At 64.9% G+C, this 26,229-nt stretch carries 25 protein-coding genes; 9 read left to right on the top strand and 16 right to left on the bottom strand.

Features of this window, described 5'->3' with window-relative positions; translation table 11 throughout:
- The first annotated feature begins 281 nt into the window (after positions 1-281).
- From AB2B41_RS07440 to AB2B41_RS07430, 3 genes are read left to right on the top strand one after another with little or no spacing between them, the layout of a single operon-like run.
- Complete coding sequence (locus AB2B41_RS07440; protein ID WP_367877132.1) at positions 282-1,721, top strand: pilus assembly protein TadG-related protein; 1,440 nt, start codon at positions 282-284, stop codon at positions 1,719-1,721.
- The gene (locus AB2B41_RS07435; protein ID WP_367877131.1) at positions 1,718-2,257 is read left to right on the top strand and encodes a TadE/TadG family type IV pilus assembly protein; all 540 of its coding nucleotides are present in this window, start codon (positions 1,718-1,720) and stop codon (positions 2,255-2,257) included. Before AB2B41_RS07440 ends, AB2B41_RS07435 begins: the two co-directional genes overlap by 4 nt.
- Positions 2,257-2,814 (top strand): TadE/TadG family type IV pilus assembly protein, encoded by a 558-nt coding sequence (locus AB2B41_RS07430; RefSeq protein ID WP_367877130.1) that lies wholly within the window; start codon positions 2,257-2,259, stop codon positions 2,812-2,814. The genes AB2B41_RS07435 and AB2B41_RS07430 overlap by 1 nt, the downstream gene beginning before the upstream one ends.
- Before the next feature lie 14 nt (positions 2,815-2,828).
- Here the strand turns inward: AB2B41_RS07430 and AB2B41_RS07425 are convergent, their stop codons facing one another.
- From AB2B41_RS07425 to AB2B41_RS07405, 5 genes are all read right to left on the bottom strand, one after another.
- Complete coding sequence (locus AB2B41_RS07425; RefSeq protein WP_367877208.1) at positions 2,829-3,272, bottom strand: hypothetical protein; 444 nt, start codon at positions 3,270-3,272, stop codon at positions 2,829-2,831.
- A gap of 122 nt (positions 3,273-3,394) precedes the next feature.
- A complete protein-coding gene (locus AB2B41_RS07420; protein WP_367877129.1) occupies positions 3,395-3,895 on the bottom strand; it encodes a periplasmic heavy metal sensor in 501 nt (166 codons plus the stop codon).
- A gap of 4 nt (positions 3,896-3,899) precedes the next feature.
- Entirely contained in the window at positions 3,900-4,250 is a 351-nt protein-coding gene (locus tag AB2B41_RS07415) for a hypothetical protein (RefSeq protein WP_367877128.1), read from the bottom strand.
- Positions 4,243-4,836: an RNA polymerase sigma factor gene (locus tag AB2B41_RS07410; protein WP_367877127.1), complete on the bottom strand. Its 594-nt coding sequence runs from the start codon at positions 4,834-4,836 to the stop codon at positions 4,243-4,245. The genes AB2B41_RS07415 and AB2B41_RS07410 overlap by 8 nt, the downstream gene beginning before the upstream one ends.
- A gap of 56 nt (positions 4,837-4,892) precedes the next feature.
- A complete protein-coding gene (locus AB2B41_RS07405) occupies positions 4,893-5,426 on the bottom strand; it encodes an EF-hand domain-containing protein (RefSeq protein WP_367877126.1) in 534 nt (177 codons plus the stop codon).
- Positions 5,427-5,638: 212 nt separating this feature from the next.
- On the opposite strand from AB2B41_RS07405, the gene AB2B41_RS07400 reads away from it, so the two are divergent.
- A complete protein-coding gene (locus AB2B41_RS07400; protein WP_367877207.1) occupies positions 5,639-6,025 on the top strand; it encodes a DUF983 domain-containing protein in 387 nt (128 codons plus the stop codon).
- Between the two features lie 34 nt (positions 6,026-6,059).
- Positions 6,060-6,755 (top strand): NUDIX hydrolase, encoded by a 696-nt coding sequence (locus tag AB2B41_RS07395; protein ID WP_367877125.1) that lies wholly within the window; start codon positions 6,060-6,062, stop codon positions 6,753-6,755.
- An 8-nt stretch (positions 6,756-6,763) separates the two neighbouring features.
- On the opposite strand, the gene AB2B41_RS07390 is transcribed toward AB2B41_RS07395, so the two are convergent.
- The 3 genes from AB2B41_RS07390 to AB2B41_RS07380 form a co-directional block, all read right to left on the bottom strand.
- Entirely contained in the window at positions 6,764-7,981 is a 1,218-nt protein-coding gene (locus tag AB2B41_RS07390) for a hypothetical protein (RefSeq protein ID WP_367877124.1), read from the bottom strand.
- Positions 7,982-8,164: 183 nt separating this feature from the next.
- Complete coding sequence (locus AB2B41_RS07385; protein WP_367877123.1) at positions 8,165-9,082, bottom strand: EamA family transporter; 918 nt, start codon at positions 9,080-9,082, stop codon at positions 8,165-8,167.
- 14 nt (positions 9,083-9,096) lie between these two features.
- A complete protein-coding gene (locus tag AB2B41_RS07380; protein WP_367877122.1) occupies positions 9,097-10,104 on the bottom strand; it encodes a fatty acid desaturase in 1,008 nt (335 codons plus the stop codon).
- A gap of 47 nt (positions 10,105-10,151) precedes the next feature.
- Between AB2B41_RS07380 and AB2B41_RS07375 the strand changes: the two genes are divergently transcribed.
- Positions 10,152-11,012: a helix-turn-helix domain-containing protein gene (locus AB2B41_RS07375; protein WP_367877121.1), complete on the top strand. Its 861-nt coding sequence runs from the start codon at positions 10,152-10,154 to the stop codon at positions 11,010-11,012.
- A 279-nt stretch (positions 11,013-11,291) separates the two neighbouring features.
- Here AB2B41_RS07375 and AB2B41_RS07370 read toward each other — a convergent pair whose 3' ends face one another.
- The 5 genes from AB2B41_RS07370 to AB2B41_RS07350 form a co-directional block, all read right to left on the bottom strand.
- Positions 11,292-12,038 carry an SDR family oxidoreductase gene (locus tag AB2B41_RS07370; RefSeq protein ID WP_367877120.1) on the bottom strand — a complete coding sequence of 249 codons (747 nt, stop codon included), beginning with the start codon at positions 12,036-12,038 and terminating at the stop codon, positions 11,292-11,294.
- Complete coding sequence (locus AB2B41_RS07365; protein ID WP_367877119.1) at positions 12,035-13,507, bottom strand: carnitine 3-dehydrogenase; 1,473 nt, start codon at positions 13,505-13,507, stop codon at positions 12,035-12,037. Before AB2B41_RS07365 ends, AB2B41_RS07370 begins: the two co-directional genes overlap by 4 nt.
- Complete coding sequence (locus tag AB2B41_RS07360) at positions 13,486-13,962, bottom strand: lipocalin (protein WP_367877118.1); 477 nt, start codon at positions 13,960-13,962, stop codon at positions 13,486-13,488. Before AB2B41_RS07360 ends, AB2B41_RS07365 begins: the two co-directional genes overlap by 22 nt.
- Before the next feature lie 86 nt (positions 13,963-14,048).
- Positions 14,049-14,957, bottom strand: a complete 909-nt coding sequence (gene bcoG, locus AB2B41_RS07355; RefSeq protein WP_367877117.1) for a 3-dehydrocarnitine:acetyl-CoA trimethylamine transferase BcoG — start codon at positions 14,955-14,957, stop codon at positions 14,049-14,051.
- 147 nt (positions 14,958-15,104) lie between these two features.
- Complete coding sequence (locus tag AB2B41_RS07350; RefSeq protein WP_367877116.1) at positions 15,105-16,148, bottom strand: aldo/keto reductase; 1,044 nt, start codon at positions 16,146-16,148, stop codon at positions 15,105-15,107.
- A 173-nt stretch (positions 16,149-16,321) separates the two neighbouring features.
- On the opposite strand from AB2B41_RS07350, the gene AB2B41_RS07345 reads away from it, so the two are divergent.
- Entirely contained in the window at positions 16,322-17,578 is a 1,257-nt protein-coding gene (locus AB2B41_RS07345) for an MFS transporter (protein WP_367877115.1), read from the top strand.
- Positions 17,579-17,658: 80 nt separating this feature from the next.
- Complete coding sequence (metG, locus tag AB2B41_RS07340) at positions 17,659-19,371, top strand: methionine--tRNA ligase (protein ID WP_367877114.1); 1,713 nt, start codon at positions 17,659-17,661, stop codon at positions 19,369-19,371.
- Positions 19,372-19,484: 113 nt separating this feature from the next.
- On the opposite strand, the gene AB2B41_RS07335 is transcribed toward metG, so the two are convergent.
- Both AB2B41_RS07335 and AB2B41_RS07330 read right to left on the bottom strand, forming a co-directional pair.
- A complete protein-coding gene (locus AB2B41_RS07335) occupies positions 19,485-22,106 on the bottom strand; it encodes a methyl-accepting chemotaxis protein (RefSeq protein WP_367877113.1) in 2,622 nt (873 codons plus the stop codon).
- 110 nt (positions 22,107-22,216) lie between these two features.
- Positions 22,217-23,131 (bottom strand): hydrogen peroxide-inducible genes activator, encoded by a 915-nt coding sequence (locus AB2B41_RS07330; RefSeq protein WP_367877112.1) that lies wholly within the window; start codon positions 23,129-23,131, stop codon positions 22,217-22,219.
- Positions 23,132-23,227: 96 nt separating this feature from the next.
- On the opposite strand from AB2B41_RS07330, the gene katG reads away from it, so the two are divergent.
- A complete protein-coding gene (gene katG, locus AB2B41_RS07325; protein WP_367877111.1) occupies positions 23,228-25,453 on the top strand; it encodes a catalase/peroxidase HPI in 2,226 nt (741 codons plus the stop codon).
- Between the two features lie 79 nt (positions 25,454-25,532).
- Here katG and AB2B41_RS07320 read toward each other — a convergent pair whose 3' ends face one another.
- The gene (locus AB2B41_RS07320; protein WP_367877110.1) at positions 25,533-26,138 is read right to left on the bottom strand and encodes a DUF922 domain-containing protein; all 606 of its coding nucleotides are present in this window, start codon (positions 26,136-26,138) and stop codon (positions 25,533-25,535) included.
- Between the last annotated feature and the right edge of the window lie 91 nt (positions 26,139-26,229).

Here is a 26,229-nt window from a genome sequence, read left to right as displayed (position 1 = left end):
CACCCTAACGGCTCAATTCACCGAGTGCGACTTTCTTAATCGTTAACGCGGAAATATCGGTCTCGGGTACGAATCGGATCGAACCGGCACCTTTGTCGCCAAAGCCGAAACAGCCGCCTCAATTCGGCTTCATTACGGCTCTAAAAACAACCAAAATGCCATTATTCGACAATGATTTGCCTCAATTCAGTCACGTTCCGGGGCGACAAGGATCCCAAGCGAGAATCCGCCCAAAGCGTCGGCATGCGCCCGCTGCGCACCGACCGGAAAGGGAAACGAAGATGACGAATGACACACGCAACGCAATGCCCGGGATCAGCGATCTGCGCGCCCTCTGTCGCGACTTTGCCCGCAACGAGGACGGCATGGTGACGATCTTCGCCGCCTTCATGGTCGTCTGCATGGTGATGATCGGCGGCATCGGCGTCGACATGATGCGCCACGAGATGGAACGCACCCGCATTCAGGCGGTGGCCGACCGCGCGGTGCTCGCCGCCGCCGACCTCGACCAGACCCTCGCGCCCGAAGCGGTCGTACGCGACTATTTCGCCAAGTCCGGCATGGCCAATTTCGTCTCCGAAGTGATCGTGGACGAGGGGCTGAACTACCGCAAGGTAACGGTGGATGCAGAAGCCACGGTCAACACGCAATTCATGGATTACCTTGGCGTGCAAACCCTGCGCGTACCCGCCTACTCCAGCGCCGAGGAGAAGGTGAACAAGGTCGAGATTTCCCTGGTGCTCGATATCTCGGGCTCCATGGCAGACAACAACAAGATGCTGAACCTGCAGAATGCGGCCAAGGAATTCGTGGACACCGTTCTCGATCCGGCGAACCAGAACCTCATCTCTGTGAACGTGGTGCCCTATTCCGAGCATGTGAACGTCGGGCCGGATATCATGAACCTGTTGAACATCAACCCGGTGAACCCGACCCACAACTACTCCCACTGTGTCGAGATTCAGGACCACGAGTTCGACAAGACCTACCTGAACGACAACCGCAACTACTTCCAGATGCAGCACTTCCAGTGGAACTTCTACTCGAATGAATCGGGCAACCTGCTGAACACGCGGTACGACACCGTTTGCCCGCGTCAGAGCTACGAGCGGATCACGCCGCTCAGCCAGGATCCGATTGCCATCAAGGCCCAGATCGACCAATTCATGCCGCGCGCCGGCACCTCGATCTTCCTCGGGATGAAGTGGGGCGTGGCACTGCTCGACCCCAGCACGAACGACATCGTCAATACCCTTGCCGGTCAGGGCGTCGTGGATGCCGCGTTCTCCAACCGTCCGGCGGCCTATTCGGATGTCGAGACGCTCAAGACGGTCATCCTGATGACGGATGGGCAGAACGACAGGTCCTACCGCATTCCGCAGAAATACTACAACTCTGCGTCCGAGGTGACCCACTGGGCGAACTACAACCTGCAGTTCTACATCAACTACTACGTCAGCCCGCACCACCGGTGGCGTTTCTACGAACAGATGTACACCGCCGCCCAGGGTGACACACTGCTGGCCAACATCTGCGACGCCGCGAAAGAAAAGAAAATCCTGATCTGGTCGATCGGCTTCGAGGTGACCGACCACGGTGCTGACGTGATGCGCAACTGCGCCTCCTCGTCCAGCCACTTCTTCCGCGTCGAGGGCGTGGAGATTTCCAAGGCCTTCTCGGCCATTGCGCGCCAGATCAATCAGCTGCGGCTCATCCAATGATCACTCGCATACGCAATAGACTGGGCCGGTTCCGCCGGAACGAGGATGGGGCGATCCTGCTGATCGAATTCTGCATCTTCGTGCCGCTTCTGTTCAGCGCCTTCCTGATGGCTGTCGAGATGGGTGTCTATTCCATGCGCCAGATGTATCTCGACCGTGGCCTCGACATGGCGGTCCGCTTTGTGCGCCTGAACACGAACGCCGGATACACGCATGACGACATCAAGCAGATGGTCTGCGACAACTCGGGCTGGCTGGAAAACTGCGACAGCACCCTGCGGCTCGAGATGGTTCGGGTCAATCCGCGCCAGTTCGCCGCCTTCGACCAGAGTGCCGATTGCGTCGACACCTCCGAACCGATCCTGCCGGTACGCGGCTTCGCCCTGGGCGAGCAGAACGAGATGATGCTGCTGCGCGCCTGCGTGAAGTTCGATCCCGTCTATCCCACCAGCGGTCTCGGCAAAGCCTTCGAGAAAGATGGCTCAGGCCAGGCCCGCATGATCTCCATTGCTGCCTTCGTACAGGAGCCAGGCTGATGTATGTCGCTAGGATAAAGAGTTTTCTTGCCGGGTTTGCGCGGCGTGACGACGGGACCATCGCCATCGAGGCGATGATCATCATGCCGATCATGTTCTGGACCTTCCTGTCGGTCTTCTCGATCTTCGAGACCTACCGGACCTACAGTATCAACCAGCGTGCCGCCTTCACCATCGGCGACGCAATCTCGCGCGAGACGGCACCGATCGATGACGCCTACCTCACGGGCCAGTATCAGTTGTTCCAGTACCTGTCGAACGCCACCGGCGACAGCGCCCTGCGCGTCACCTCGCTGGTCTGGAACCAGCAGGACGACCGCTTCTACCGCGACTGGTCCAAGGTGCGCGGTCCGCGCCCCGAGCTGGCCAATGAAGACGTGCAAAGCTGGGCCACCAAGCTCCCGGTCATGCCCGACGGCGAACGCGTGGTCCTGGTCGAGACCTGGGCCGAATACGATCCGCCCTTCCAGACCGGGCTCGAGCAGCGCGAGATCCGCAACTTCATCTTCACGCGCCCGCGCTTCGCGCCCCGCGTTTGCTGGGATCAGTGTAACTGACAATCGGGGGCGTCTCAGCCCCCGGTATCGCGCGTCGCCATCATCGCGGCGAGGATTTCCGACATGTACTTCGTCTGGGAACCGGGCGTCATGCCCCCGATCCCGATCCGCCGCCCCATGCGCCACCACAGCCCCGGCCGCCACTGGCGGCTGTCTCCGGTTCTGGTCTTGAGCAGAAACCCGTTCGACGGCTTGAACGCGAAAAAGCCCCGGTCCATCGACACGATATCCTCGACCCGCGCAATCACCGTGCCATCGGCGTCGCGCAACTCCTTGGGCGTCAGCTCCACGACCGACGCCGTCGCCCGCCGCATCGCCTCCATGCACCACAGCGCCGAGACGCCGACCGCAAGCAGGAAAATCTGCCAGCCGAAGGCGGGCGGCTCCACGAAGGCGATATAGATCAGCAGCACGCCCAGAAAGCCAAGCGAGACCACGCCCAGCACGCGCCGCCCCATAGAGGCCCGCACCGTGGCCAGAACTTCGTTCTCGTCTTCGAATTCCAAGGGGGTTCCCTCCGCAACGCTCCGCGCGTCCCTACCCCGTGCTCACGTCCTCGGCAAGATACCCCGCGACGGGCCTAAGGCCGCTGCAAACCTCTCTCGCGGTGCCGCCGCAACCCTTCCTCAAGCCGGTCTGCAACCTCCGCCCGCTCCACCGCGCTCATCTCCGACACGATCCTGAGCCAGGCCTGCTGTGCCGCCCCCTGCAAGGCCTGCGCCGTGTCGGCCTGGGTGCGCAGGATATCCGCCACCGCGCCCTCATCGAAAGGTTCTGCCCGCAGCGCCGCCACCATCTGCCCGTAAAGCGCGTGCCGTGCCCCGCGCGGCGGCAGGCCCCCCAGATCGTCGTGCATCGCCCGGCCCAGCGCGCGCCGCGCATCGCGCGGCAGCGCCCGCACGAAAGGTGCGCCGGAAATGCCCCGATCCGGCCCCCAGCGCCGATGCTCGCCTTCCTTGCCCGCGAACCGCCATGCCGCGCCTGCGGCAAAGCCCACGATCAGCAGATTCAGGGCCAGCGACAGCGCCAGCGCCCATTTCAGCGCGCGCCCCGTGCCCGATGGTTTCCGGTCCTCCGCCATGATCCTATCCTTCCCCGATGTCCCAGCCAAAACCGCTGAGCCCCGGCGCATCCAGCGCCTCCTCTGCCAGCGCGTCGCCGCCAAGCACCGCTGCCGCCAGATCCGGCAGCCCCTCGGGCGGCGCCACCCCCAGCCAGAACCCCACGCAGGTCGCCGTGACCAGACCGCCCAGCGCAGGCATCCCGCCCAGCGCCGCGATCCAGCCGCGCCAGCCCGCTGCACGCGCTTTGGGCTGTAGCGCCCCGGCATCGGCCAGCACCCGCGCCATCAGCGCCCCCGGCACCTCGGGCGGGCGTGCCCGCGCGACCTCGAAAAGCGCCTCCAGCCGGTCTAAGCTGTCGTGTTTCCTATCCATCATCCTCAAACCCCAATGCGTCCCGCTGTCCGTCAAGCGCCTGTTTCAAAGCGCGTTTTCCCCGTGCCGTCAGGCTTTCCACCGCCTCGACCCCGATCTCGAGAATGGCGGCGATCTCGGGGTTGGCCAAGCCCTCGATATGCCTCAGCACCACCGCCTGCCGCTGCCGGTCCGGCAGGGTATCCAGCGCCGCCTGCAGCGCATCGACCCGCGCCACCTGCTGCAATCGCGCCTCTGCCGATGGTTGCCCGTCCTCCGGTTCCGCCACCGCATCAAGCGGCGCGGTCTCCCGCGCGCGCAGCCGGTCGGTACACAGGTTGGCGACCACCCGGTAAAGCCATGTCGTCACCCGAGCCTCGCCCGTCCGCCACTCCGGCGCGATGCGCCACAACCGCATCATCGCCTCCTGTGCGACGTCCTCGGCCTCGGCAGGATTGCCCAGCACCCTCAGGGCATGGCCATAGACCCGCGGCGTCAGCCGTTGTGCCAACAGCCGCGCCGCCGCGGGCTCGCCCTCCGCGTAGCGGCGCAAGAGCGCGGCCTCCTCGAAGGCCTCGTCGGGGGTCAGGGAACGCGACATCTCCATTCTGGCTAGCCGGGGCGGACGTCCAAGACAAGCGTCCAGCCCTCTGCCACTCGGGCTCAATCGCCCCGGCGATGGCCCCACCCGCCGCGATGCTTGCGGGCCTCGGCGAATTCCTCGGCACTCAGGCTGCCGTTCTTGTCGGTATCCAGTCTGTCGAACATGCGCGCGGGATCGTGGCGTGCGCTCATCTCGTCCAGCGACAGCTTGCCGTCGTCGTTCGCGTCCATCCGCTCCATCATCCGCTCCGCACGCCGACCCATCCGCGCGTCCGCCGCCGCTTCAAGCTCCGCCGCGCTCAGCTCGCCGTTGCCATCGGCATCGAACCGTTCGATCATCCGTGCCGCGTGCCGGTCACTGCGCGCCTCCATCATCTCTTCTGCGGTCACAAAGCCATCGCCGTCAGCGTCAGCTTCGGCAAAACGCGCCGCCCGGTGCGCAGGCATTTCCTCCTGCGTCACCTGCCCGTCGCCGTTGGCGTCGATCTCCTCGAACATCGGCCCGCCACCGTGCGTCTTGGCCGAGGCGGCGACACCCCCCAACGCGATCAGCGCGGACAAAAGGGCGATCCTCATCGTATCTGCTTTCGACATCTGTCTCTCCTGTTCTTGGCTCACCCCGTCAGCGGGGCCAGATGATCCTCAAACGGACGAGCCCGCCCTTTCCGTCGCAAAAAATGCAGTATTTTGCGACATCGCGCCGCAACAGCCTGCTTTACCCTAGATTTTTCGGCACCAAGCGCGCATGTGGATACCAGCCAAAGGCGGACCCCATGACCAAACACCCCGATGCCGCAGACCTGCAGATGCCCGCCCAAGAGGTGGAGGCCGATCGCTCGCGCCTCTCGGCCATGCTGCGCGGATGGCGCGGCAAATGCCCCCGCTGCGGTTCCGGCCCGCTGCTTCATGGTTATCTCAAGGTGAACGACGACTGCGCCGTCTGCCGCCAGGAATTCTTCCACCACCGGGCCGACGACGGCCCCGCCTACCTCACGATCCTCTTCGTCGGTCACCTCATGGCGCCGCTGCTGCACTGGGTTTTCGTCACCTGGCGCCCCGAGCCTTTGACGCTTTTCACCATTTTTGCGGTTGGCTGCGTCGGCCTCTCCCTCTACCTTCTGCCAAGACTGAAGGGGGCCATGATCGGTTTCCAATGGGCCAAAGAGCTGGGCGGCTTCGCGCGCGGCACCTGAGCCACCTTCGGTCCAAGCAGACCCGAGGACAGGCATGACCATCGACAAAAGCCAAATCCGCAACGCCGCCACCGTGATCGTGCTGCGCGACCGTTTCGAAGCCCCCCGCATCCTGATGGGCCAGCGCGGGGCCAAGGCCGCCTTCATGCCCAACAAGTTCGTCTTTCCGGGCGGTGCCGTCGATGCTGCCGACGCCGACATTCCACTGGCCGAGCCTTTGCCTGAAACCTGCGCCAACCGGCTGGCCGAGGACGCCGATACCGGCCTCGCCCACGCCCTCGCCGTCGCCGCCATCCGCGAGTTATGGGAGGAAACCGGCCTCATCCTCGGTCGCCCCGGCACCTGGGACATCGCCCCGCCCCCCGACTGGGAAAGCTTCGCTGCCACCGGCCACGTGCCGCACGCATCGCCCCTGCAATTCACCTTCCGCGCGCTGACGCCGCCGGGCCGCCCCCGCCGTTTCGACGCGCGCTTCTTCCTGGTAGACGCCGACGACATCGCCACCGACCTCGACGATTTCGACGCCGCCTGCGATGAACTCTCCCACCTCCAATGGGTGCCCCTCTCCGAGGCCCGCTCCTTCGACATGCCCTTCATCACCGAAGTGGTCCTCGCCGAGGTCGAGGCCCGCGCCCGCGACCGCACGCCCCCGGACAGCGTGCCCTTCTTCAAGAACAACGACGAGGAGAGCCTGTTTTTGCGGCTGCGCGGCTATCCGATGCCGGACTAAGTCGCCTTTCAGATCTTCGACTTAATCCCCTTGATGTCGAAAACGATCTGGCCTGCGTGATCGTCCGGCCCCAATCCATCCACGGAATACTCGATCACCACGGTCCCGGTGGGATCGGGCCCCTTGCCCAGATTGATGTTCACGCTCCCGCTGGCCGAGGCCGTGGCCGCATAGCTCAACAGCCCTTTCAGGGATGCGACGCATTCGAAACGGACCTCCTTGAGGAAGGTCTGTGTCAGATGCTCGTACCTCAGAAAATGCAGCACCACCACGCCGGTGAAGGTCACGTTGGTAAAGGTCTTGACCTTCGGCACCCCCACCAGCGGCAGGACCAGCGGCATCGCACGTCCCGCTTCCTTGACGATATCGGGCGGCGGCAGGATGCTGCCCTTCACGGCGATTGCGGCCTTCTTGCTGTCCTTCACCTTGCTGAAGAACTTCCCGCTGGCCGAGACTTTGCCGCCGAATACCATTTTCTTCAGTTCTTCGATCCGCTTGGCGTTCTCGAGCTTTTCTTTTTCCTTCAGGTACTTCGCCATCGGTGCCTTGATCGCCGCCGCCCAGGCCTTCTCGAACTTGGTGTTGTTGTCGTACCCCTCCATCACGACCAGCCGGCAGTATTCATCGGCGCAGGCCACGCATTCTGGATCGGTCTTGGGAATACGCGAATTCGGCAGCTCAAGGTGATAATCGTCGCCGTGGCCATAGCCCTTTCCGCCCCCATGATTGCGCAGGTCCTGCTTTTTCATCTCCGCTTCCCATTCCTTCTGGAAGGTGGCGACGTTGCAGATATGCTCATCCTTCGTCCCGAAGGCCTTCTTGGGATCAACCATGTACTTCTTGCCGGTCTTACCCGGCCCGTGGGTGTACATGTTGATGTGCCGCGCGCTGTCGTTCATGTGACTGCCCGCGCAGGTCCAGCTGTCCCCTTCCGCCACTTCCAGCGCCTGCTGCTTGCCCGTGCGCCCCTGGGTCGCCCCACTCTTCGACATGGTGAAGGTGAGCTTCACCACCATATCCTCGCCCTTCGGCGCCTCCGCCGCCTTGGCACCGCCCTTCTTTGCCTTCCGATCGGCCTTGCCGGATTTCTCCACCTTCTTGGCCTCCGCCGCCAGCCGCTTGTCGATTTCCTTGACCTTGGCATCCCTCAGCGCGGTCATCCGCGCCTCCATGCCGGTGGCAAAGGCCTTCACCTTCTTCTCAATCAATGCACCCGATGCGGACATCGTTTCCTCCAATATGAACTGTTGATCAAAATGCGTTTCAACGCCGCAATCATGCGACGGAATCGCGGAAATCCGCAGTCCGAAATGATGTGATCGCTGAACAAGCAATAAGGCCCGCCAGGTGGTCCACGCCCGTCATCCGACCCCGACCTAGGATGGGTGCTCGCACCCATCGCACCCCCGTCAGATCACCAGCACCAGCATCAATATCGACCCCACCAGCACCGCCATCCCGGCCCATTCCCGCGCGCTGATCCGCTCGCGGAAAAACAGCGTCGAGGCCATGACCGACAGGACCAATTCCACCTGCCCCAAAGCCTTCACATAGGCCGCGTTCTGCAACGCAAAGGCGGTGAACCAGCACAGCGACCCGCCCATGCTCGTGAGCCCGATCCAGATCGCCACCCGCCGCGCGCCCCAGACGCGGCCGATCTCTCCCGGCTCCCGCCAGCGCAGCCAGACCAGCATGATTGCCATCTGCATCGTCACCACCGCCGCCAGCGTCACGCCCGCGCGCATCAGCGGATCGTCGGTCAGAACCGCAAAGGTCGCCCCCCGGTAACTGACCGCCGAAAAGGCAAAGAGGATGCCCGAAGCAATGCCCAGTCCCGCCGCCCGGTTCGTCATATCCGCCAGCCGGAACCCCTTTGTTTCGGGTCCGCCGGACAGCAGCAACAGCCCCACGATCCCCAGCCCGATCGCCGCAAAGCCAAGGCCGGAAACCCCCTCGCCCAACAGGACCCAGCCCACCAAGACCGTCTGGATCACTTCCGTCTTCTTGAAGGTGATCCCCACCGCGAAATTCCGCTGTTTGAACAACAGCACCACGCAGACGGTGGCGAGGATCTGCGCGCTCGCCCCCAGAAGGCCAAATCCCCAGAACCCCGGCCCCAGCACCGGCAGCCCCGCGCCCACCGATCCCACGTAAAGCGCAACAAGGATCAGGATGAAGGGCAGCGAATAAAGAAAACGCGAAAAAGTCGCCCCGCCCGCCGACAGCGTCGCCGTCGCGAGATGCTTCTGCAGCATGAAGCGCACGGTCTGAAAGGCCGCTGCCGCGATGGTCACGATGATCCAGAGTTCGGGCACAGGAACGCTCATGCGCCCCTAGTGTCCTATTTTCGCGGCCCCTGCCAGAGCGGATGCGCCACGGGGTCCTTGCGGCGCAAAAGGTAGCGGCCAAAGACCTCACCGTAGGAGCGGAACACGTACCCCCGGTTCATCCAGAGGAACCGCGCCTTCCGCGCCCGGTAGATCGCAGGCAGCCGGTACCATGCCACCGAGGGGTGCATGTGATGCACCGCATGGTAATTGTTATTGAGAAAAAGAAACGCCAGCAGCCCCCGATCCTCGATAATCACGCTCCGCCCCCGCGCCTTCTCATGCGCCTGATGCTCGAGAAACGTCCGGATGCGCAGCACCGACAGCGCCGCATAGCAGGCCGCGAGATAGGCCCAGAGCGGCATCGCCGACAGCCCCACCAGCCAGAGCGTCACCACCACCCCGGGCAGATGCGCCACCCAGTGAAGGGCCACCTCCCGCTCTCCGCGCGCCATGCGCCGCAGATCGCCCCAAAGGAAGGTTCCCATCCCGATCAGCGGCCCAAGTGCCATCCGCCCCAGGAGCGTGTTGTTGACCCCCAGCACAGCGCGCGCCACAGGCCCCATCCGGTCCCAGACCGCCGGGTCCAGATAGTTGCTCTCCGGATCGTCGTAAGGGTCGGTCAGGTCGGCGTCCCGGTGATGGGCAAGGTGCAGGGCCCTGAACCGCAGATAAGGTACGAAAAGCCCCGGCTGGAACAGCCCGATCACCGTGCTCGCGCGGTGCGAGTTGAAGGGGTGCCCATGCAGCATCTCATGGCTGAGCGAGGAATGCAGCGTCAGCGCCAGCACCAGCAGCGGCCAGGAAAAGAGCCCCCACCCCGCAGGCAACGTCAGCGCCAGTGCAAATCCGCCGGCACAAAGCACCATGACCGCGACCGTCGGCCAGTCCCACCTGCGCAAAATACCGATCAGGCCGAAAGATGTCGGAAAGGGCGAAGCGGGCGGCAGGATATGGGTGGTCATGGTCTTTTTGTCGAAGTCTTTTGCCCGATCCTGCCCCGCACGCGCTGATCCGTCCATTCCGATAATGATTAACAAGTCCGACAATCAGTGATATTTCTCACAACATGAGCAAGATTATCGACAAGCAGACCCGCGCCAGCCGCTTCCGGACGCGGCTCGACCACGCGCTTCAGGCCTCCGGCCTCAGCCAAAGCGCCCTCGCCCGCGCCATCGGCACGGACCGCTCCACCCTGTCCCAGGCGCTCTCGGACAGGGCCGCGCGCCTGCCCGGTGCCCATGTGGTCGGCGGCGCGGCACAGGTGCTCGGCGTCTCGGCGGACTGGCTCCTCGGCCTCTCCGACCGTCCCGAAACCGCCGCCGATCTGGTCTCCAACAGCTTCGCCGTCTCCCAGGCCCCCCGCGCGCTGGTGGACGAGCAGATCTACGCCTGGCACCGCGAGGCCGCGGGCTACAAGATCCGCCACGTCCCCGCGACCCTGCCAGACATGCTGAAAACCGAAGACATGCTCGCCTGGGAATACGGCCCGCACCTCGGGCGCACCGCCCAGCAGGCCATCGGCGCCTCCCGCGACCGTCTCGACTGGATGCGCGGCTCCGGCTCGGAATACGAAATCGCCCTGCCGGTTTTCGAGATCGACAGCTTCATCCGAGGCACCGGCTACTACCGCGGCCTGCCCGCGTCCCTGCGCATGGCACAAACCGACCACCTGATCCAGCTTTCGCGCGACCTCTACCCCCGCCTGCGCCTCTACCAGTTCGACGCGCGCAAGCTCTGGTCTGCCCCGCTCACCATCTTCGGCCCCCTGCTCGCGGTCTTCTATACCGGCGGGCACTACATGGCCTTCCGCGACCGCGCCCGCATCACGACCTTCACGCAGGATTTCGACCGCCTCGTGCGCGAGGCCACCACCTCCGCCCGCGACTTCCCCGACCTGCTGACCGACATGCGCGCCCTCATCCGCTAGTCCCCCTCCGCTTCCACTGGCCTTTCGGACCGGAGCCATCCTTGCGTGCACTCAGGCGGTACGGCTGACGACGGCGGTGCAAGGGAAATCGCCGAGGGGCCCCTTTGGGGATACGGCTATTTCCCTTGCAGCGCTGGCGGCAGGCGGGCAGGCAGATGCGCGCAAGGATGGGTCGGGGCCGAAAGGTCTTTCGGAACGGTGAATCCGCAGCGCCCGTCCCAACCGCCGCCCCGGCGAAGAGCGCCCGCAGGGCAGCGATGAGCCCCGCGCGCGAAAACCCTACACCTTCGGGTCAGGGTTCTCCGTGTGCCCGTCGACCGCGATCACCTGCCCCGACACCAGCCGTGCCGCATCCGAGCCCAGGAACACCGCCATCGCCGCCACGTCCCGCGCCTCGACAAAAGACCGCATCGACGTCCCCGCCGCATAGCCCTGATAGACTTGGTCCCGCGTCATCCCCTTGACCGCCGCCTCCCGCGCCAGCACCCCTTCCATACGCGGCCCCTCCACCGCGCCGGGACAGATCGCATTCGCGCGCACGCCAAACGGCCCCAGTTCCATCGCCAGCGTCTTCATCAGCCCGATCACCGCCCATTTCGCCGCCGCGTAGGGCGCGCGGTTCGGATAGCCGTAAATCCCCGCCGTGGATGAGGTCAGCACCATCGCCCCCCGCCCCGCCCGCTTCATCAGCGGTGCCGCGTATTTCGCCGCCAGAAACGCGCCTTCAAGGTTGACCGACACACAGCCCCGCCAATCGGCCAGCCGCACCTCCTCGACCGGTGCCGTCGGCCCCGCGATCCCGGCATTGGCGCACAGCACGTCCAGCCCGTCCATCCCGGCAAAGACCGCCGCCATGGCCTCCTCGTCTACCGCGCTGGCCTCGAAACACCGCCAGTCCTTCGGACAACCGGCCAAAGCAGCCCCGTCCACATCGGTCACCCAGACCTCGAATCCCGCGTCGGCAAACTGCACCCCCATCTCCCGCCCAATGCCCGAGGCCCCGGCGGTGATCAGAACCCGCTTCACCGCGCCGCCCCGATGGCCCGTCCCAGCCCTTCGGGCCGGGGCAACCCCGCATGCCCTTGCGCGAACCGCACCAGCGCCGCCTCGATTTCGGCCGACGGCGGCGCGGGCTTGCGCGTCTCAAGCGAGACATGCAGCAGGAAATGCTCCCCCGTCGCCAAGAGCCGTTCCGCCTCGCGCATCTCGTGCCAGAGGTGCATCTTCTTGCCCTCGCCCAGGATCACCTGCGTCGTGATCTCAATCACCGCCCCCGCGTGCACCTCGTCGAGATGCTGGATATGCGTCTCGGCGGTGAAGTAACTCCCGCCCGCGCGGATGTACTCCGCGTCACACCCGATGATCTCCATGAACCGGTCCGTCGCATCGGCAAAGGCATGCAGATAGCGGCTCTCGGTCATATGGCCGTTGTAATCCGTCCAGTCCAAAGGCACCGTCCGCCGCGCCGTCAGCACCGGCTTGTCCGCAGGCAACTCCGCCGCCCGCGCGCCCAGCGCGGTGCCCGCGCGCATGAGCTTCTCCTGCGCATTGAGGAGCGCCCCCGCCCCCCAATCCTGCGCCTTCAGCCCGCGCATCATGGTCACAAGGTTGTTGTCCCGGATCCGCTCCAGCTCCCGGATCGAATAGGCCCCCGACTGCGCGTCAGACTGCCCCGCAATCAGATCGACCAGCTCGTCGGTGAACTCAGGTACATCCATCAGCTTGGTCCAGGGCCATTTCAACGCCGGACCGAACTGCGCCATGAAATGCTTCATCCCCGCCTCGCCACCGGCCACGCGGTAGGTCTCGAAAAGCCCCATCTGCGCCCAGCGAATGCCGAACCCATAGCGGATCGCGTTGTCGATCTCCTCGGTCGTGGCGATCCCGTCCTTGACAAGCCACAGCGCCTCGCGCCACACGGCCTCCAGAAACCGGTCCGCCACATGCGCGTCGATCTCCTTGCGCAAATGCAGCGGATACATCCCAAGCGAAGAGAGTGTCGCCTTGGCGACCTCGATAAGCGCCGCGTCCCCCGCGTCCCCCGGCACCAGTTCCACCAGCGGCAAGAGGTAAACCGGGTTGAACGGATGCGCGACCATGATCTGCCCGGGCCGCGCCGCGCCCTCCTGCAACTCGCTGGGCTTGAACCCCGAGGTGGAAGACCCGATCACCGCATCGGGGTCACAGGCCTGCTGGATCGCCCCGAACGTGCTGTGCTTGATGTCCAGCCGCTCCGGCACGCTTTCCTGTATCCACTCCGCACCCTCCACGGCCTCGGCAATCGAGCTATGAAAACTGATCGCGCCTTCCGCAGGCAAAGCCACATCCGTCAGCCCCGGCAGCGACCGCCGCGCGTTGCCCATGACCTCCCCGATCTTGCGCTCCGCCTCCGGGTCCGGGTCATAGACCCGCACGTTCCAGCCATTCAGCGCAAACCGCGCCGCCCAGCCGCCCCCGATCACGCCGCCGCCGATCACTGCCGCCGTTCTTGCCATCCTTCGACCCTTCTCAATCTGGTCACATCCCAACCGTTGAAATCCAGCACCTCGGTCGCCGCCCGCGTCCGGTCAGCGGCACCGCCGCCCCGGTCGAGGATCGCCGCCCAGCGCCCGTCCGCATCGCCCAGCGCCGCCGTGCGAAAGCCCTCATCGACCCACATCACCACCAGCACGCCGTCGCCGTCGATCTCGCGCAGCACCCCCGGCGCGGACACTCGATAAGCCGACCGCGTCTCTCCGGCCTCCCTCAGCAGCACACCGCCCGGCCCCACCGCATAGCGCACCCGTGCGTCACAGTGACCAAGGCAGGCCACGCTCCGCCACTCCCCGGCGAACCGCGCCGCATCGAAGCGCGTGGTCCCGGCGAGCGTCACCGTGGGATTGCGCAAGCCGATCTCGACATCCGCAGGAGGCGTCGCAGCACAGGCGGCCACCAGCAGAAGCCCCGCCAATGCCGCAACGCGGCGGTGTACAGGGGGTGTACGCAGGGTGTACGGAAGGTGACGCGGTCTCAAAGCCTGACTTTCTGCACCCGCATTCACTTCGGCGCGCGCTTTGTCAGCCCTAGTTTCTCGCGCACCTCCTGCGGCCCGATTACCCGCGCGCCCATGTTCTCGATGATCGTCCCCGCGCGCTCCACCAGCTGCCAGTTTTCCGCCAGCACGCCCTTGTCGAGCCACAGGTTGTCTTCCAGCCCCACCCGCACGTTGCCGCCCGCTAGCACGGCGGCGGCCACATAGGCCATCTGGTTGCGCCCCAGCGAGAAGGCCGAGAACGTCCAGTCCTCAGGCACGTTGTTGACCATCGCCATGAAGGTATTGAGATCATCCGGCGCCCCCCAGGGCACGCCCATGCACAGCTGCACCAAGGCGGGGCTGTCGAGCACGCCGTCCTTAACCAGTTGTTTTGCATACCACAAATGGCCCGTGTCAAAGGCCTCGATCTCGGGCTTCACGCCCAGCTTGGTCATCATCCCGCCCATGGCCGTCAGCATGCCGGGGGTGTTGGTCATGACGTAATCGGCTTCGGCAAAGTTCATCGTGCCGCAGTCAAGCGTGCAGATCTCGGGCAGGCATTCGGCGACATGGGCGACCCTCTCGGTCGCGCCGATCATGTCCGTCCCTTCCTGCACCGGAAACGGATTTTCCACGTCCCCAAAGATGATATCCCCGCCCATCCCGGCCGTCAGGTTCAGCACGACATCTGTGTCGCTGTCCCGGATACGCTCCGTAACCTCTCGATAATACTCAAGATTTCGGCTAGGTTTACCCGTCTCCGGGTCGCGCACGTGGCAATGCACCACCGCCGCGCCCGCCTTGGCGGCCGCAATCGCACTCTCCGCAATCTGCTCCGGCGAGCGCGGCACATGGGGCGAGCGGTCCTGCGTGCCGCCCGAGCCGGTGACGGCACAGGTGATGAAAACCTCGCGGTTCATGGATAGTGGCATGGCGGCGCTCCCTGATCTTAGCGTTGCCCGGACCATGCGTCAGGATTCGGAGCAACGCCATGCCGAAAACGACACTCGGCGGCCAGCCGGCGCGCCGGAATTCTCTTGCAAGAGAATTCCCAAGACTTTTGCAAAAGTCTTGCCCGCTCAGTAGGGCATCGGATGCGCCTTGTTGACCTTGTCGAGCGCCGTCAGCACCTCGTCCGACAGCGTCACATCCGCCGCCCCCAGCGCCGTCTCAAGCTGGTCCATCTTCGTCGCGCCAAAGATCACAGAGCCCATGAAGGGCCGCTGGCAACACCACGCCAGCGCCATGTGCACCGGATCGAGGCCGAACTTCCGCGCCACCTTGAGATAGGCATCCACCGCCTCGAAGGCCCGCTGCGTCTTGCGCCCCCCGAGGTCGGCATTCAGCGAAAGCCTGGAGCCCTCGGGCACGGCGCCCCCCTGGTACTTGCCGGTCAGAAGGCCCGTCGCCAGTGGCGAAAAGGCAAACATATCAATGCGTTCGTTGATGCAGACCTCTGCCACGTCGGTATCCGCCATGCGACACATCAGGGAATATTCGTTCTGCACGGAGATCGGGCGCGGCCCGCCCGTGCGCACGGCGGTCTCCGACCACTGGGTCATTCCCCAGGCGCTTTCGTTGCTGAGACCAAAGTGCCGGATCGTCCCGCGCTTCACCTCTTCCTGCAGCGCACCCATGCAGTCTTCCATGTTGGCAATCACCGCCCTGCGGTCCTGACCGGACGGATCGAAGGTCCAGTTCTGGCGGAACATATAGCTGCCCCGGTTGGGCCAGTGGAACTGGTAGAGGTCGATGTAATCGGTCTTGAGCCTGCGCAGCGACCCCTCCACCGTGTCGCGGATGGTCTTGGACGATATCGGCCCCCCGTCGCGCACGTGGCCCATGCCCGCGCCGGAATGCTTGGTGGCCAGGATCACGTCGCCGCGCCGGGTGCCCTTTTCGAACCACAGCCCGATGATCCGCTCGGTCCGGCCTACGGTCTCGGCGCTGACCGGGTTGACTGGATACATCTCGGCCGTGTCGATGAAGTTGATCCCCGCATCCAGCGCCCGGTCGATCTGCGCATGCGCTTCCTCGGCGGTGTTCTGCGTGCCCCAGGTCATCGAGCCGAGGCACAGCTCCGACACCATCAGCCCGCTGTCCCCCAAATTGTTCTTCTTCATCGAAACCCTCGCTTTTTGGCCATACCCTAAGCACCACGCGTCCCACCGCAAGCCGGAACTTCCCCTGCCTCTGCCACGAATTCCTGAACAAACTACTGGAATAACGCGGAAAACGACCCCTTTTGTCGGCTTTCCACTTGGGAAGCGTCGCAATCCGGGCCTAAGTGGCAGCCATGCGCTTGCTCATTTCCTTCGCGGCCCTGTTCCTCTCGGTCATTCTGCTGCAGCTGTCCTCGGGCGGGGTCGGCCCGATCGACGTGCTGTCGGGCACCGAACTGGGCTTCTCGCGGCAGGAAATCGGTTTCCTTGGCTCGGCCCATTTCTTCGGCTTCTTCATCGGCTGCTGGTGGGCCCCGCGGCTGATGGGCTCCGTCGGGCACAGCCGGGCCTTCGCGGCCTTCACGGCGACGGGCGCCATCGGCCTCATGGCTCACATGCTGGTGGTCGATCCCCTGGCCTGGGCGCTGATGCGCGTGGCCTCCGGCCTTTGCGTGGCAGGATGTTATACGGTGATCGAGGCCTGGCTGCAGGCCAAGGTCACGAACGAAACACGCGGGCGCGCAATGGGTGTCTACCGCGTGGTGGACATGACCGGCTCGCTTGCGGCGCAGATGATCGTGGGGGTGCTCGCGCCCGCCTCCTATGTCTCCTACAACATCCTTGCCATCGTCTGTTGCGCGGCCCTCCTGCCGCTGACGCTGACCACCAGCCAGCAACCCGAGACCCCCGCATCGCCCCGCCTGCGCCCGCGCCTGGGCTTCGAACGCTCGCCCCTCGCGGTGGCGGGCGTGATCGTGGCCGCGCTATCGAGCGCGTCTTTCCGCATGGTCGGCCCGATCTACGGACAGGAGGTGGGGCTGACCGCGGGTCAGATCGCCTGGTTCCTTTCGGCCTTCGTGCTGGGTGGGGCGGTGGCGCAATTCCCGGTGGGCTGGCTTGCAGACAAGTTCGACCGCCGCTGGGTGCTGATCTGGCTGTCGGTCGCGGCGATGGTCAGCTGCGCGATCACCGTGATGGCCAGCGGCCTCGGCACCACCAGCATCATGCTGACCGCGGGGCTTTTCGGGCTGACGACCTTCCCGATCTATTCGGTCTCGGCCGCTCACGCGCACGATTTCGCCACCAGCGAGGAGCGGGTCGAACTGTCGGCGGCACTGATGTTCTGGTACGCGGTGGGTGCAATTTTTGCGCCTTACCTCGCCTCCGTGCTGATCGAAGGGTTCGGCCCCGGCGCGCTTTTCCTGATGATCTCCGCCGGGCACGGTCTGCTGGTGGTGTTTGGCCTGATCCGGATGCGCGCCCGCGCCACTAGGAGGCAGCGGACACCCTATGTCTATGCACCGCGCACGTCGTTCCTGATCGGGCGGCTGTTGCGCAAGGAGCGTGACGTGCGGCCCGACACGTCCAAGGCCGGGACCGACAAGGCCTGATGAGCGCGCGCCCACGCGCCAATTGATCCTCGGACACGGGCGGTCTATGTGATCCGGGCAAACACCCTCAAGGACGCACCATGGCCCGCCACCTGATCACCTCCGCAATCCCCTACATCAACGGGATCAAGCACCTGGGCAACCTGGTGGGCAGCCAGTTGCCCGCCGACCTTTACGCCCGTTACCTGCGCGCGCGGGGCCACGAGGTGCTGTTTCTCTGCGCCACGGACGAACACGGTACGCCCGCGGAGCTGGCCGCCGCCAAGGCGGGCAAGCCGGTGGCGGAGTATTGCGCCGAGATGCACGCGGTTCAGTCGGAAATCGCCGAGGGCTTTGGCCTGTCCTTCGATCATTTCGGGCGCTCTTCCTCGCCGCAGAACCACAAGCTCACCCAGCATTTCGCAGGCGTGCTGGCCGACAACGGGTTGATCGAGGAAGTCACCGAACAACAGGTCTACTCCATCGCCGACGGCCGTTTTCTGCCCGACCGCTATATCGAGGGCACCTGCCCCAACTGCGGCTTCGAGAGCGCGCGGGGCGACCAATGCGACAATTGCACCAAGCAGCTTGATCCCGTGGACCTGATCAATCCGCGCAGCACCATCTCGGGCTCGACCGAGCTGGAGATGCGCGAGACCAAGCATCTGTTCCTCAAGCAAAGCCAGATGAAGGACCAGCTGGACGCCTGGATCACCTCCAAAACCGACTGGCCGGTGCTGACCACCTCGATTGCCAAGAAATGGTTGCACGACGGCGACGGCTTGCAGGACCGGGGCATCACCCGCGATCTGGACTGGGGCGTGCCGGTCAGGCGTGGCGACCGGGACTGGCCGGGGATGGAGGGCAAGGTCTTCTATGTCTGGTTCGATGCGCCCATCGAATATATCGCGAGCGCGCAGGAGTGGGTCGATGCGGGCAAGGGCGAGAATTGGGAGCGCTGGTGGCGCACCGACAAGGGTGCGGAGGACGTGCGCTATACCCAGTTTATGGGCAAGGACAACGTGCCCTTTCACACGTTGAGCTTCCCCGCGACGATCATGGGGTCGGGCGAGCCGTGGAAGCTTGTCGATTACATCAAGTCGTTCAATTACCTCAATTACGACGGCGGCCAGTTCTCGACCTCGCGGGGGCGGGGCGTGTTCATGGACCAGGCGCTGGAGATCCTGCCCGCCGACTACTGGCGCTGGTGGCTGCTGAGCCATGCGCCGGAAAGCTCAGACGCGGAGTTCACCTGGGAGAATTTCCAGACCTCGGTGAACAAGGACCTGGCGGACGTACTGGGCAATTTCGTCAGCCGGATCACCAAGTTCTGCCGGTCGAAATTCGGCGAGGCGGTGCCGGAGGCCGGGGCATACGGCCCGGCGGAAGAGGCGCTGATCGCCGACATCACGGCACTGGTCGCGCGGTATCAGGAGCAGATGGATGCCATCGAGGTGCGCAAGTCGGCGCAGGAGTTGCGCGCGATCTGGGCGGCAGGCAACGAATACCTGCAGGCCGAGGCGCCCTGGACCACCTTCAAGACGGACCCCGACAGGGCCGCCGCACAGGTGCGGCTGGCGCTCAACCTGATCCCGCTTTACGCGGTGCTGTCGGCGCCCTTCATCCCGGGGGCGGCGCGGACGATGCTGGAGGCGATGGGCGTGCCGGAGGCGGGCTGGCCGGACGACGTGCCCGCGATCCTTGGCCTGCTTGCCCCCGGCCACGCCTTCGAGGTGCCGGACGTGCTCTTCGCCAAGATCAGCGACGAGGATCGGGAAGCCTGGGCCGCGCGTTTCGCGGGCACGCGGAGCTGATCATCTTCGCCCGTCCCACCGAAGCCAGGCCCTTGACCCAGAGCGGTGGGCCGACACCGGATCTCCGAACTTGATCGGATCATCCCGCCCGAACCAGTCGCCCCGCACTGGCCTCAGAACTCCTCCCACCCATCGGCATCGGTTTCCGCCGAGAGGTCCAGCGCCGCGTTGCCCTGCGCCGCCGCGACCGGCGCGGCGGGACGGGCTGCCTCGCTTGCGGGACGCACGGCGCGGGGGGCCTTGCCCTGCTGCTGTTGCCGCGTCGCGCTATGCGACGCCCCGAGTTTGAACCGAGCCACTGCATTGGCCAGCGCATCGGCCTCGGACGTCAGCGCGTGGCTCGCGGCGGTGGTTTCCTCGAACATGGCGGCGTTCTGCTGGGTGACGTGATCCAGCTCGTTCACGGCGGTGTTGATCTCGGCCAGCCCGCTCGATTGCTCGCGCGCCGAGGTGGCGATGTTGGACACCCGGTTCGAGATTTCCGAGACCGACTTCACGATGGAAGACAGCGCCGCACCCGTCCTGTCGACCAACTCGACCCCCTGTTGCACCTGTTCGCCACTGGAGCTGATCAGCGCGTTGATCTCGCGCGCGGCGTCCGACGACCGCTGCGCCAGCGCCCGCACCTCGGTGGCCACCACGGCAAAACCGCGGCCCGCCTCGCCGGCGCGGGCCGCCTCGACCCCGGCATTGAGCGCCAGCAGGTTGGTCTGGAAGGCGATGTCGTCGATCACGCTGGTGATCTTGGATATCTCCTGCGAGGAATTCTTGATCCCGTCCATCGCCGCCACCGCCTGCCGGGCGACCTCGCCGCCCTGCTCGGCGTTCTTCTGCGCCTCCGCCGACATCTTCGAGGCATCGTCGGCCCCTTCGGCGGCGGAGCGGACCGAAACGGTCAGCTCGTCCAGCGCCGCGGCGGTCTCTTCCAGCGTGGCGGCCTGTTTCTCGGTCCGGCGGGACAGATCGTCGGCGGCCGAAGTGATCTCGGCGGTCTCATTGCGGATGGAATCGGAGTTGTGGATGACCGCCGCGATGGCCCTTTGCAGGGACGTGACCGTCGCGTTGAAATCGGCACGCAGCTTTTCATAGGCCGGGGGCACATCGCGCTCGATTCCCGATTGCAGATCGCCCTCGGCCAGCTTGTTCATCGCCTCGCCCAGAAGCGCGACGACCTCCTCCTGCTCCTGTGCCGCACGTTCGCGTTCGATCTCCGCGGCCTGTTTGGCCTCCTCGTCCTCGGTCACGTCGGAGGCAATGAAGATGATCTTGTCCGCCGCCCCCTTTTCGTCCCGCAGAAGGCTGAAGCTGCCGTCAAAGATGAAATGCTTCTGCGTCCGGGGCATCGTGACCCGGTAGCGGCCGGGCCGCAGGGTGCCGGCAAGCACGGCTTCGGCAAAGGCGCGTCCGCTGCTGTCACCGTCGAGGTTGCCCGCGAACATCCGCGCCAGGGTAGTGTCGTCCAGCGCCGCCACGCGGTTCTGCACCAGCGTCTCGAAATTCGCATTGGCCCTCCGGATCACGCCGGGGGTGTCGAATTCGATCCTCAACTGGCCTTGGTCGATGGCGTCGATCAGCGCGGCGTTGCGCAGCTCATCGGTGCGGTCTGACCACTCCACCACGCGCCCCACGACCCTGCCCTGCGCGTCCGTCGCCGGGTTTACCTTGAGCCTTAGCATCCGCTCATCTATTCGCAGGACGACCTGGTTTTCCTCGGTCATGGCGGAAGACACCTTGCCAGCCTGTGCGGTGCGCTCCAGAAGCGGGCGCAGCTGCGCGAGCGTGCCAAGGTCGGCTCCGATCAGACCGCCCGAGACATAGCCGGGCCATGCCTTTTGTAGCGTGACGCCCAGATCCTGAAGCAGCCCCTCGCAGGCCGGGTTGACGAACCGGACGGCAAAGGCATCGTCCACGACCATCATCGCCGCAGAAGACCCTTCGAAGGCTGCCCCCTTGAAGGCGGTTTCGACCTGCGCCTCGGCGGCCAGCGACAGTTTCTGACGGAAATCGTCGAGCCGGTTCGCCATCTGACCGATCTCGGCCCGCCGGGCCGTATAGGGCACCTCGGCCGCATAATCCCCATGCGCGACGTCCGCCATCGCCCGTTCAAGGCGCACCAGCGGCTTCGACATGCTCCACCGCAGAAAAAAGGCCATCAGGGCGATCTCCAGAAGAAACACGCCCAGCGCGACGATCATCGTGGTCCGCCATTCCGCGGCCAGCCGCGCGAAGTCCGGCGCCGCAGTCCATGACGAGGCCGCCACACCAACCACCTCGTCTCCGGCGCCATAGCGGATGGGCCATACCACGGTCATCCGGTCATCGCCAAAGACGGGCCCGCCGGTCTGGAGGGCCTGCGCCGCCAATCCGGACAGCAACGCGGCATCCGCGCCCGCGGCAAGCCCCTGCGTCTGGCTCATCACGGCCCCGTCGGCATCGAAGACCAGCACACCCAGCGCGGCGTCGCCCGCGCTTTCGGAAAACCCGTCCAGCACCGGACGTACCGCCTGCTCCTTGCCGAAACGGACAGCACCGCCCAGTTGTGATGCCAAAAGCCGCGTCACCTCCTCCGCCTGGGTCACGATGTTTTCTTCGGTGATGGCCCGGACCTTCTGGGTGTTTCGCCACTCCGTCACGGCGACGACGGCCAGCACGCAAAGGGCCATCATGAACGTGCATTTGAAGAACAGGCTTTGCAACGGGTGAACCCGATCTGCCGTGCTGTTGTCTGATGACATCGGTGTATTCCTTGGCTCCGCAGTGGTCCCGGGCGGACCGGCTGGGGCTTTCTATCCACCGAAGCCTTACAACCTGATTAACACAGCCGAGGCACGCACTTCCGCCTGTCTCAGGCCGCCATTCCCGGCCGCCGCAGTGCCTCGGCGGAGCGTGCCACAACCTCGGCGATCTCGTCGTAAGCCTCTGTCAGCGGGCTGGTGCGGCGCCAGATCATGCCAATGGTGCGGCCCGGTTGCGGGTCCTCGAGCGGGGTGCAACAGACCCGCGCCGAGCGGGTCTCGACCGGGATCGCCATCTCGGGGATCATCGTCACCCCGATCCCCGCGCCCACCATCTGTACCAGCGTCGAGAGCGAGCTGCCGTCCAGCCCGTCGCGCGGCACCGCGCCCGAGGTGCTGCAGAACGACAGCGTCTGCTCGCGCAGGCAGTGCCCCTCTTCAAGCAGCAGAAGCCGCATGTCGCGCAGCTCCTCGCCCCGCGGCGCGGGCTTGTCCGCCTCGCTTTCCGGCCGGACAAGGACAAAGCGCTCCTCGAAGATCGGCTTTTCGGTAAAGGCCGGTTCCGCAACCGGCAGTGCGACAATCGCGGTATCGAGCTGACCCTGCAGAAGTTCCTGCACCAGCTTCGGCGTCAGCGTCTCGCGCACGTGCAAATCCAGCCCCGGATGGGACCTGGCAAGGTTCCCGATCAGATGCGGCAGAAGGTAGGGCGCGATGGTCGGGATCACCCCGATGCGGAACCGTCCCGCCAGCTTGCCGCGCGCGGCGCGGGCGAAATCGTCCAGATCGTCCACCCTGCGCAGAATCTCGCGCACGCGTGCCTCGAAGCTCTCTCCGAATGAGGTCAGCCGCACCTGCCGCGCCGAGCGTTCGAAAAGCTGGACGCCCAGCGCCTCCTCCAACTCCTTGATCTGCACGGACAAGGCCGGCTGCGAGATGGCGCTGGCCTCCGCCGCCCTGCCAAAGTGGCGGTGCAGGGCCAGCGCCTCGAAATAACGCAGCTGTTTGATGGTGAAACTTGCCATAACCTCAAGTTATCACGACAATCACATATTCCAACTTAAACTTACCAGACCGCTTTGTTATAACGATTCCAAATTCACCAAAAGCGGGAGAGACCAATGGACGGCAACGATTATGAGAATGCTGGCAAATGCCCCGTCATGCACGGCAGCACCAAGCATGTCACGCATGATGCGCGCAGCAACAAGGACTGGTGGCCGAACCAGCTTAACCTGAAGATTCTGCACCAGAATTCCCCATTGGGGAACCCGATGGGCGACACCTTCAACTACGCCGAAGCGTTCAAGAAGCTCGACCTCGACGCGGTCAAGAAGGACCTTGCCGCGCTGATGACAGATTCGCAGCCCTGGTGGCCCGCGGACTATGGCCACTACGGTCCGTTCTTCGTGCGCATGGCCTGGCACGCGGCGGGCACCTACCGCACCGGCGACGGCCGTGGCGGCGCCGGGTCCGGCTCGCAGCGCTTTGCCCCGCTGAACTCCTGGCCGGATAACGGCAACCTCGACAAGGCCCGCCGCCTGCTGTGGCCGATCAAGCAGAAGTACGGCAAGGCGCTATCCTGGGCCGACCTCTTCGTGCTGACCGGCAACGTCGCGATGGAGACCATGGGCTTCAAGTCCTTCGGTTTCGCCGGTGGCCGCGAGGACATCTGGGAACCCGAGGAAGACATCTACTGGGGCACCGAGGAAGAGTGGCTTGCCACTTCCGACAAGCCGCACAGCCGTTATTCCGGCGAGCGCGAGCTGGAAAACCCGCTGGCCGCCGTGCAGATGGGCCTGATCTACGTGAACCCCGAAGGCCCCGACGGCAACCCCGATCCGATGGCCTCGGCCTTCGACATCCGCGACACCTTCGCCCGGATGGCGATGAACGACTACGAAACCGTGGCGCTGGTCGCAGGCGGCCACACCTTCGGCAAGGCGCATGGCGCGGGCGATCCGGCGCTCGTCGGTGCGGAGCCGGAAGGCGCCTCCATCGAAGAGATGGGCTTTGGCTGGACCAACAAGTTCGAAAGCGGCATGGGCGTGCACACCACGACCTCCGGGATCGAGGGCGCATGGACGCCCACGCCGATCACCTGGGACATGTCCTACTTCGACACGCTGCTGAACCACGAGTGGGAGCTGACCAAGAGCCCCGCGGGCGCGCATCAGTGGAAGCCCGTGGGCGACGACATGGCCAACACCGTGCCGGATGCCGAAACCGGTGAAAAGAAGTATCAGCCGATGATGACCACGGCCGATATGGCGCTCAAGACCGATCCGGAATACCTGAATATTTCCAAGCACTTCCAGGCCAATCCGGAAGAGTTCGCCGATGCCTATGCCCGCGCGTGGTTCAAGCTCACGCACCGCGACATGGGCCCCAAGGCGCGCTATCTCGGCAAGGAAGTTCCGGCCGAAGACCTGATTTGGCAGGACCCGATCCCGGCCGTCGATCACCCGCTGGTCGATGACAAGGACATCGCGGACCTGAAGGAAAAGATCCTCGCCACGGGCCTCTCCGTGTCCGAGCTGGTCTCGGTCGCATGGGCCTCCGCCTCCACGTACCGTGGGTCCGACCACCGCGGTGGCGCGAACGGTGCGCGCATCCGTCTGGCACCCCAGAAAGACTGGGAAGTCAACGAACCGGCGAAGCTCGCCAAGGTGCTCAAAGCGCTCGAAGGCGTCCAAAAGGACTTCAACGACAGCGCCTCGGGCGGCAAGAAGGTCTCGCTGGCCGACCTGATCGTGCTGGGCGGGTCCGCCGCTGTCGAGAAGGCTGCCAAGGCTGCCGGTCACGACATCACCGTGCCCTTCACCCCGGGCCGGATGGATGCCACCGAAGAGCAGACCGATGCCGAAAGCTTCGAGGTGCTCGAGCCCAAGGCCGACGGTTTCCGCAACTACCTCGCCGTGGACTTTGCCGTCCCGACCGAGAAGCTGCTGGTGGACCGCGCGCAGCTGCTGACCCTGACCGCACCTGAAATGACGGTGCTGGTGGGCGGCCTGCGGGTGCTGGGTGCCAACCACGGCGGCCGGAAGCACGGTGTGTTCACCGACAACCCCGGAACGCTGACCAACGATTTCTTCCGCACGATCCTCGACATGGGTGTCGTCTGGAAGGCGGTCGACGACAAGCAGGAGGTGTTCGAGGCCACCGACCGCAAGACCGGCAAGGTCGTGCGGACCGGCACGCGCTGCGACCTTATCTTCGGCTCCAACTCGCAGTTGCGGGCGCTGGCCGAGGTTTACGGCGCGGATGACGCGAAGGACACCTTCGTCGCGGACTTCGTCAAGGCCTGGACCAAGGTCATGGACGCCGACCGCTTCGACGTGAAGTAAGCGCCACAGAACGTACCAAAAAGGGCCTTCCAGCATGTCCGGAAGGCCCTTTTTTCTTGGCTGAAGTGCGGCGCGCGGCCTACTTGATCGAAGTGTCCAGACGCGCCCCGTGCTTGGCCCCGTGATCGGTCTTCTTGTCGAATTTCTTGTGGGCATCGGAGATCAGCGCCGATATCTGCTTGGGGCTGTAAGTCGAGGCGTAGGTCTTGAGAAAGTCCTCCTTGGCGGCAGTCAGGGCCTTGCTGTCGTTCCCGCCTGTCCCGACGCCGGTCATTGCCATGATGACCTTCTTCATCTCCTCGGCCACCTTTTGCGCGACGTCCATGTGCTCTTTCTCGTGCACCAGCAATTTCTTGACGAAGCGCTCCCATTCCTTCTTGGCGGCCGGGGAAAGCTTGTTGGTGCCAAGCTTGGGCATCAGGATCGTGCCCTCGACGGTCATCTTCATGTTCTTCACCCCGACCGTGACCTCGGCACTGCCGATGCCATAGGCAACCTTGCGCACCTCCGGTTCCCAGTTGTCAGCCACGATGATGTCGGTCGCGGTCACCGCCGTCACCCGCTTGCCGTCGTTGGGGTCCTTCGGCCCCTTCTTTTCGATGCTCTTCTGCACCTCCTCCAGTGTGTTGCCGGTGATGCTGTAGTACTTGGTAGAGGGCGGCTTGACCGTGATCGTGCATCCCATTGCTGCAATCTCCGTCTGAAATGGCCCTGTGACACGCACCGGGGCGCATCTGAAGGCCGCTGTGAAATGTCACCAGCGTGCACCGCTTCGC

The organism is Sulfitobacter sediminis, assembly GCF_040811725.1.
GTDB classification, from domain to species: Bacteria; Pseudomonadota; Alphaproteobacteria; order Rhodobacterales; family Rhodobacteraceae; genus Sulfitobacter; species Sulfitobacter sediminis.
Note: the sequence above shows the minus strand (reverse complement) of the source record. Positions and strands in the feature narration are given on the sequence as shown.

Excerpts from the sequence above, each read along its gene's own strand:
- AB2B41_RS07430 (WP_367877130.1), top strand. The coding sequence starts at position 2,257 with ATGTATGTCGCTAGGATAAAGAGTTTTCTTGCCGGGTTTGCGCGGCGT.
- AB2B41_RS07335 (WP_367877113.1), bottom strand. The coding sequence starts at position 22,106 with ATGTCATCAGACAACAGCACGGCAGATCGGGTTCACCCGTTGCAAAGC.
- AB2B41_RS07320 (WP_367877110.1), bottom strand. The coding sequence starts at position 26,138 with ATGGGATGCACGATCACGGTCAAGCCGCCCTCTACCAAGTACTACAGC.
- AB2B41_RS07365 (WP_367877119.1), bottom strand. The coding sequence starts at position 13,507 with ATGGCAAGAACGGCGGCAGTGATCGGCGGCGGCGTGATCGGGGGCGGC.
- AB2B41_RS07395 (WP_367877125.1), top strand. The coding sequence starts at position 6,060 with ATGACCATCGACAAAAGCCAAATCCGCAACGCCGCCACCGTGATCGTG.
- AB2B41_RS07330 (WP_367877112.1), bottom strand. The coding sequence starts at position 23,131 with ATGGCAAGTTTCACCATCAAACAGCTGCGTTATTTCGAGGCGCTGGCC.
- AB2B41_RS07385 (WP_367877123.1), bottom strand. The coding sequence starts at position 9,082 with ATGAGCGTTCCTGTGCCCGAACTCTGGATCATCGTGACCATCGCGGCA.
- AB2B41_RS07440 (WP_367877132.1), top strand. The coding sequence starts at position 282 with ATGACGAATGACACACGCAACGCAATGCCCGGGATCAGCGATCTGCGC.
- metG (WP_367877114.1), top strand. The coding sequence starts at position 17,659 with ATGGCCCGCCACCTGATCACCTCCGCAATCCCCTACATCAACGGGATC.
- AB2B41_RS07405 (WP_367877126.1), bottom strand. The coding sequence starts at position 5,426 with ATGTCGAAAGCAGATACGATGAGGATCGCCCTTTTGTCCGCGCTGATC.
- AB2B41_RS07345 (WP_367877115.1), top strand. The coding sequence starts at position 16,322 with ATGCGCTTGCTCATTTCCTTCGCGGCCCTGTTCCTCTCGGTCATTCTG.
- AB2B41_RS07410 (WP_367877127.1), bottom strand. The coding sequence starts at position 4,836 with ATGGAGATGTCGCGTTCCCTGACCCCCGACGAGGCCTTCGAGGAGGCC.
- katG (WP_367877111.1), top strand. The coding sequence starts at position 23,228 with ATGGACGGCAACGATTATGAGAATGCTGGCAAATGCCCCGTCATGCAC.
- AB2B41_RS07390 (WP_367877124.1), bottom strand. The coding sequence starts at position 7,981 with ATGTCCGCATCGGGTGCATTGATTGAGAAGAAGGTGAAGGCCTTTGCC.
- AB2B41_RS07350 (WP_367877116.1), bottom strand. The coding sequence starts at position 16,148 with ATGAAGAAGAACAATTTGGGGGACAGCGGGCTGATGGTGTCGGAGCTG.
- AB2B41_RS07380 (WP_367877122.1), bottom strand. The coding sequence starts at position 10,104 with ATGGACGGATCAGCGCGTGCGGGGCAGGATCGGGCAAAAGACTTCGAC.
- AB2B41_RS07400 (WP_367877207.1), top strand. The coding sequence starts at position 5,639 with ATGCCCGCCCAAGAGGTGGAGGCCGATCGCTCGCGCCTCTCGGCCATG.
- AB2B41_RS07420 (WP_367877129.1), bottom strand. The coding sequence starts at position 3,895 with ATGGCGGAGGACCGGAAACCATCGGGCACGGGGCGCGCGCTGAAATGG.
- AB2B41_RS07415 (WP_367877128.1), bottom strand. The coding sequence starts at position 4,250 with ATGGATAGGAAACACGACAGCTTAGACCGGCTGGAGGCGCTTTTCGAG.
- bcoG (WP_367877117.1), bottom strand. The coding sequence starts at position 14,957 with ATGCCACTATCCATGAACCGCGAGGTTTTCATCACCTGTGCCGTCACC.
- AB2B41_RS07425 (WP_367877208.1), bottom strand. The coding sequence starts at position 3,272 with ATGGGGCGGCGCGTGCTGGGCGTGGTCTCGCTTGGCTTTCTGGGCGTG.
- AB2B41_RS07435 (WP_367877131.1), top strand. The coding sequence starts at position 1,718 with ATGATCACTCGCATACGCAATAGACTGGGCCGGTTCCGCCGGAACGAG.
- AB2B41_RS07375 (WP_367877121.1), top strand. The coding sequence starts at position 10,152 with ATGAGCAAGATTATCGACAAGCAGACCCGCGCCAGCCGCTTCCGGACG.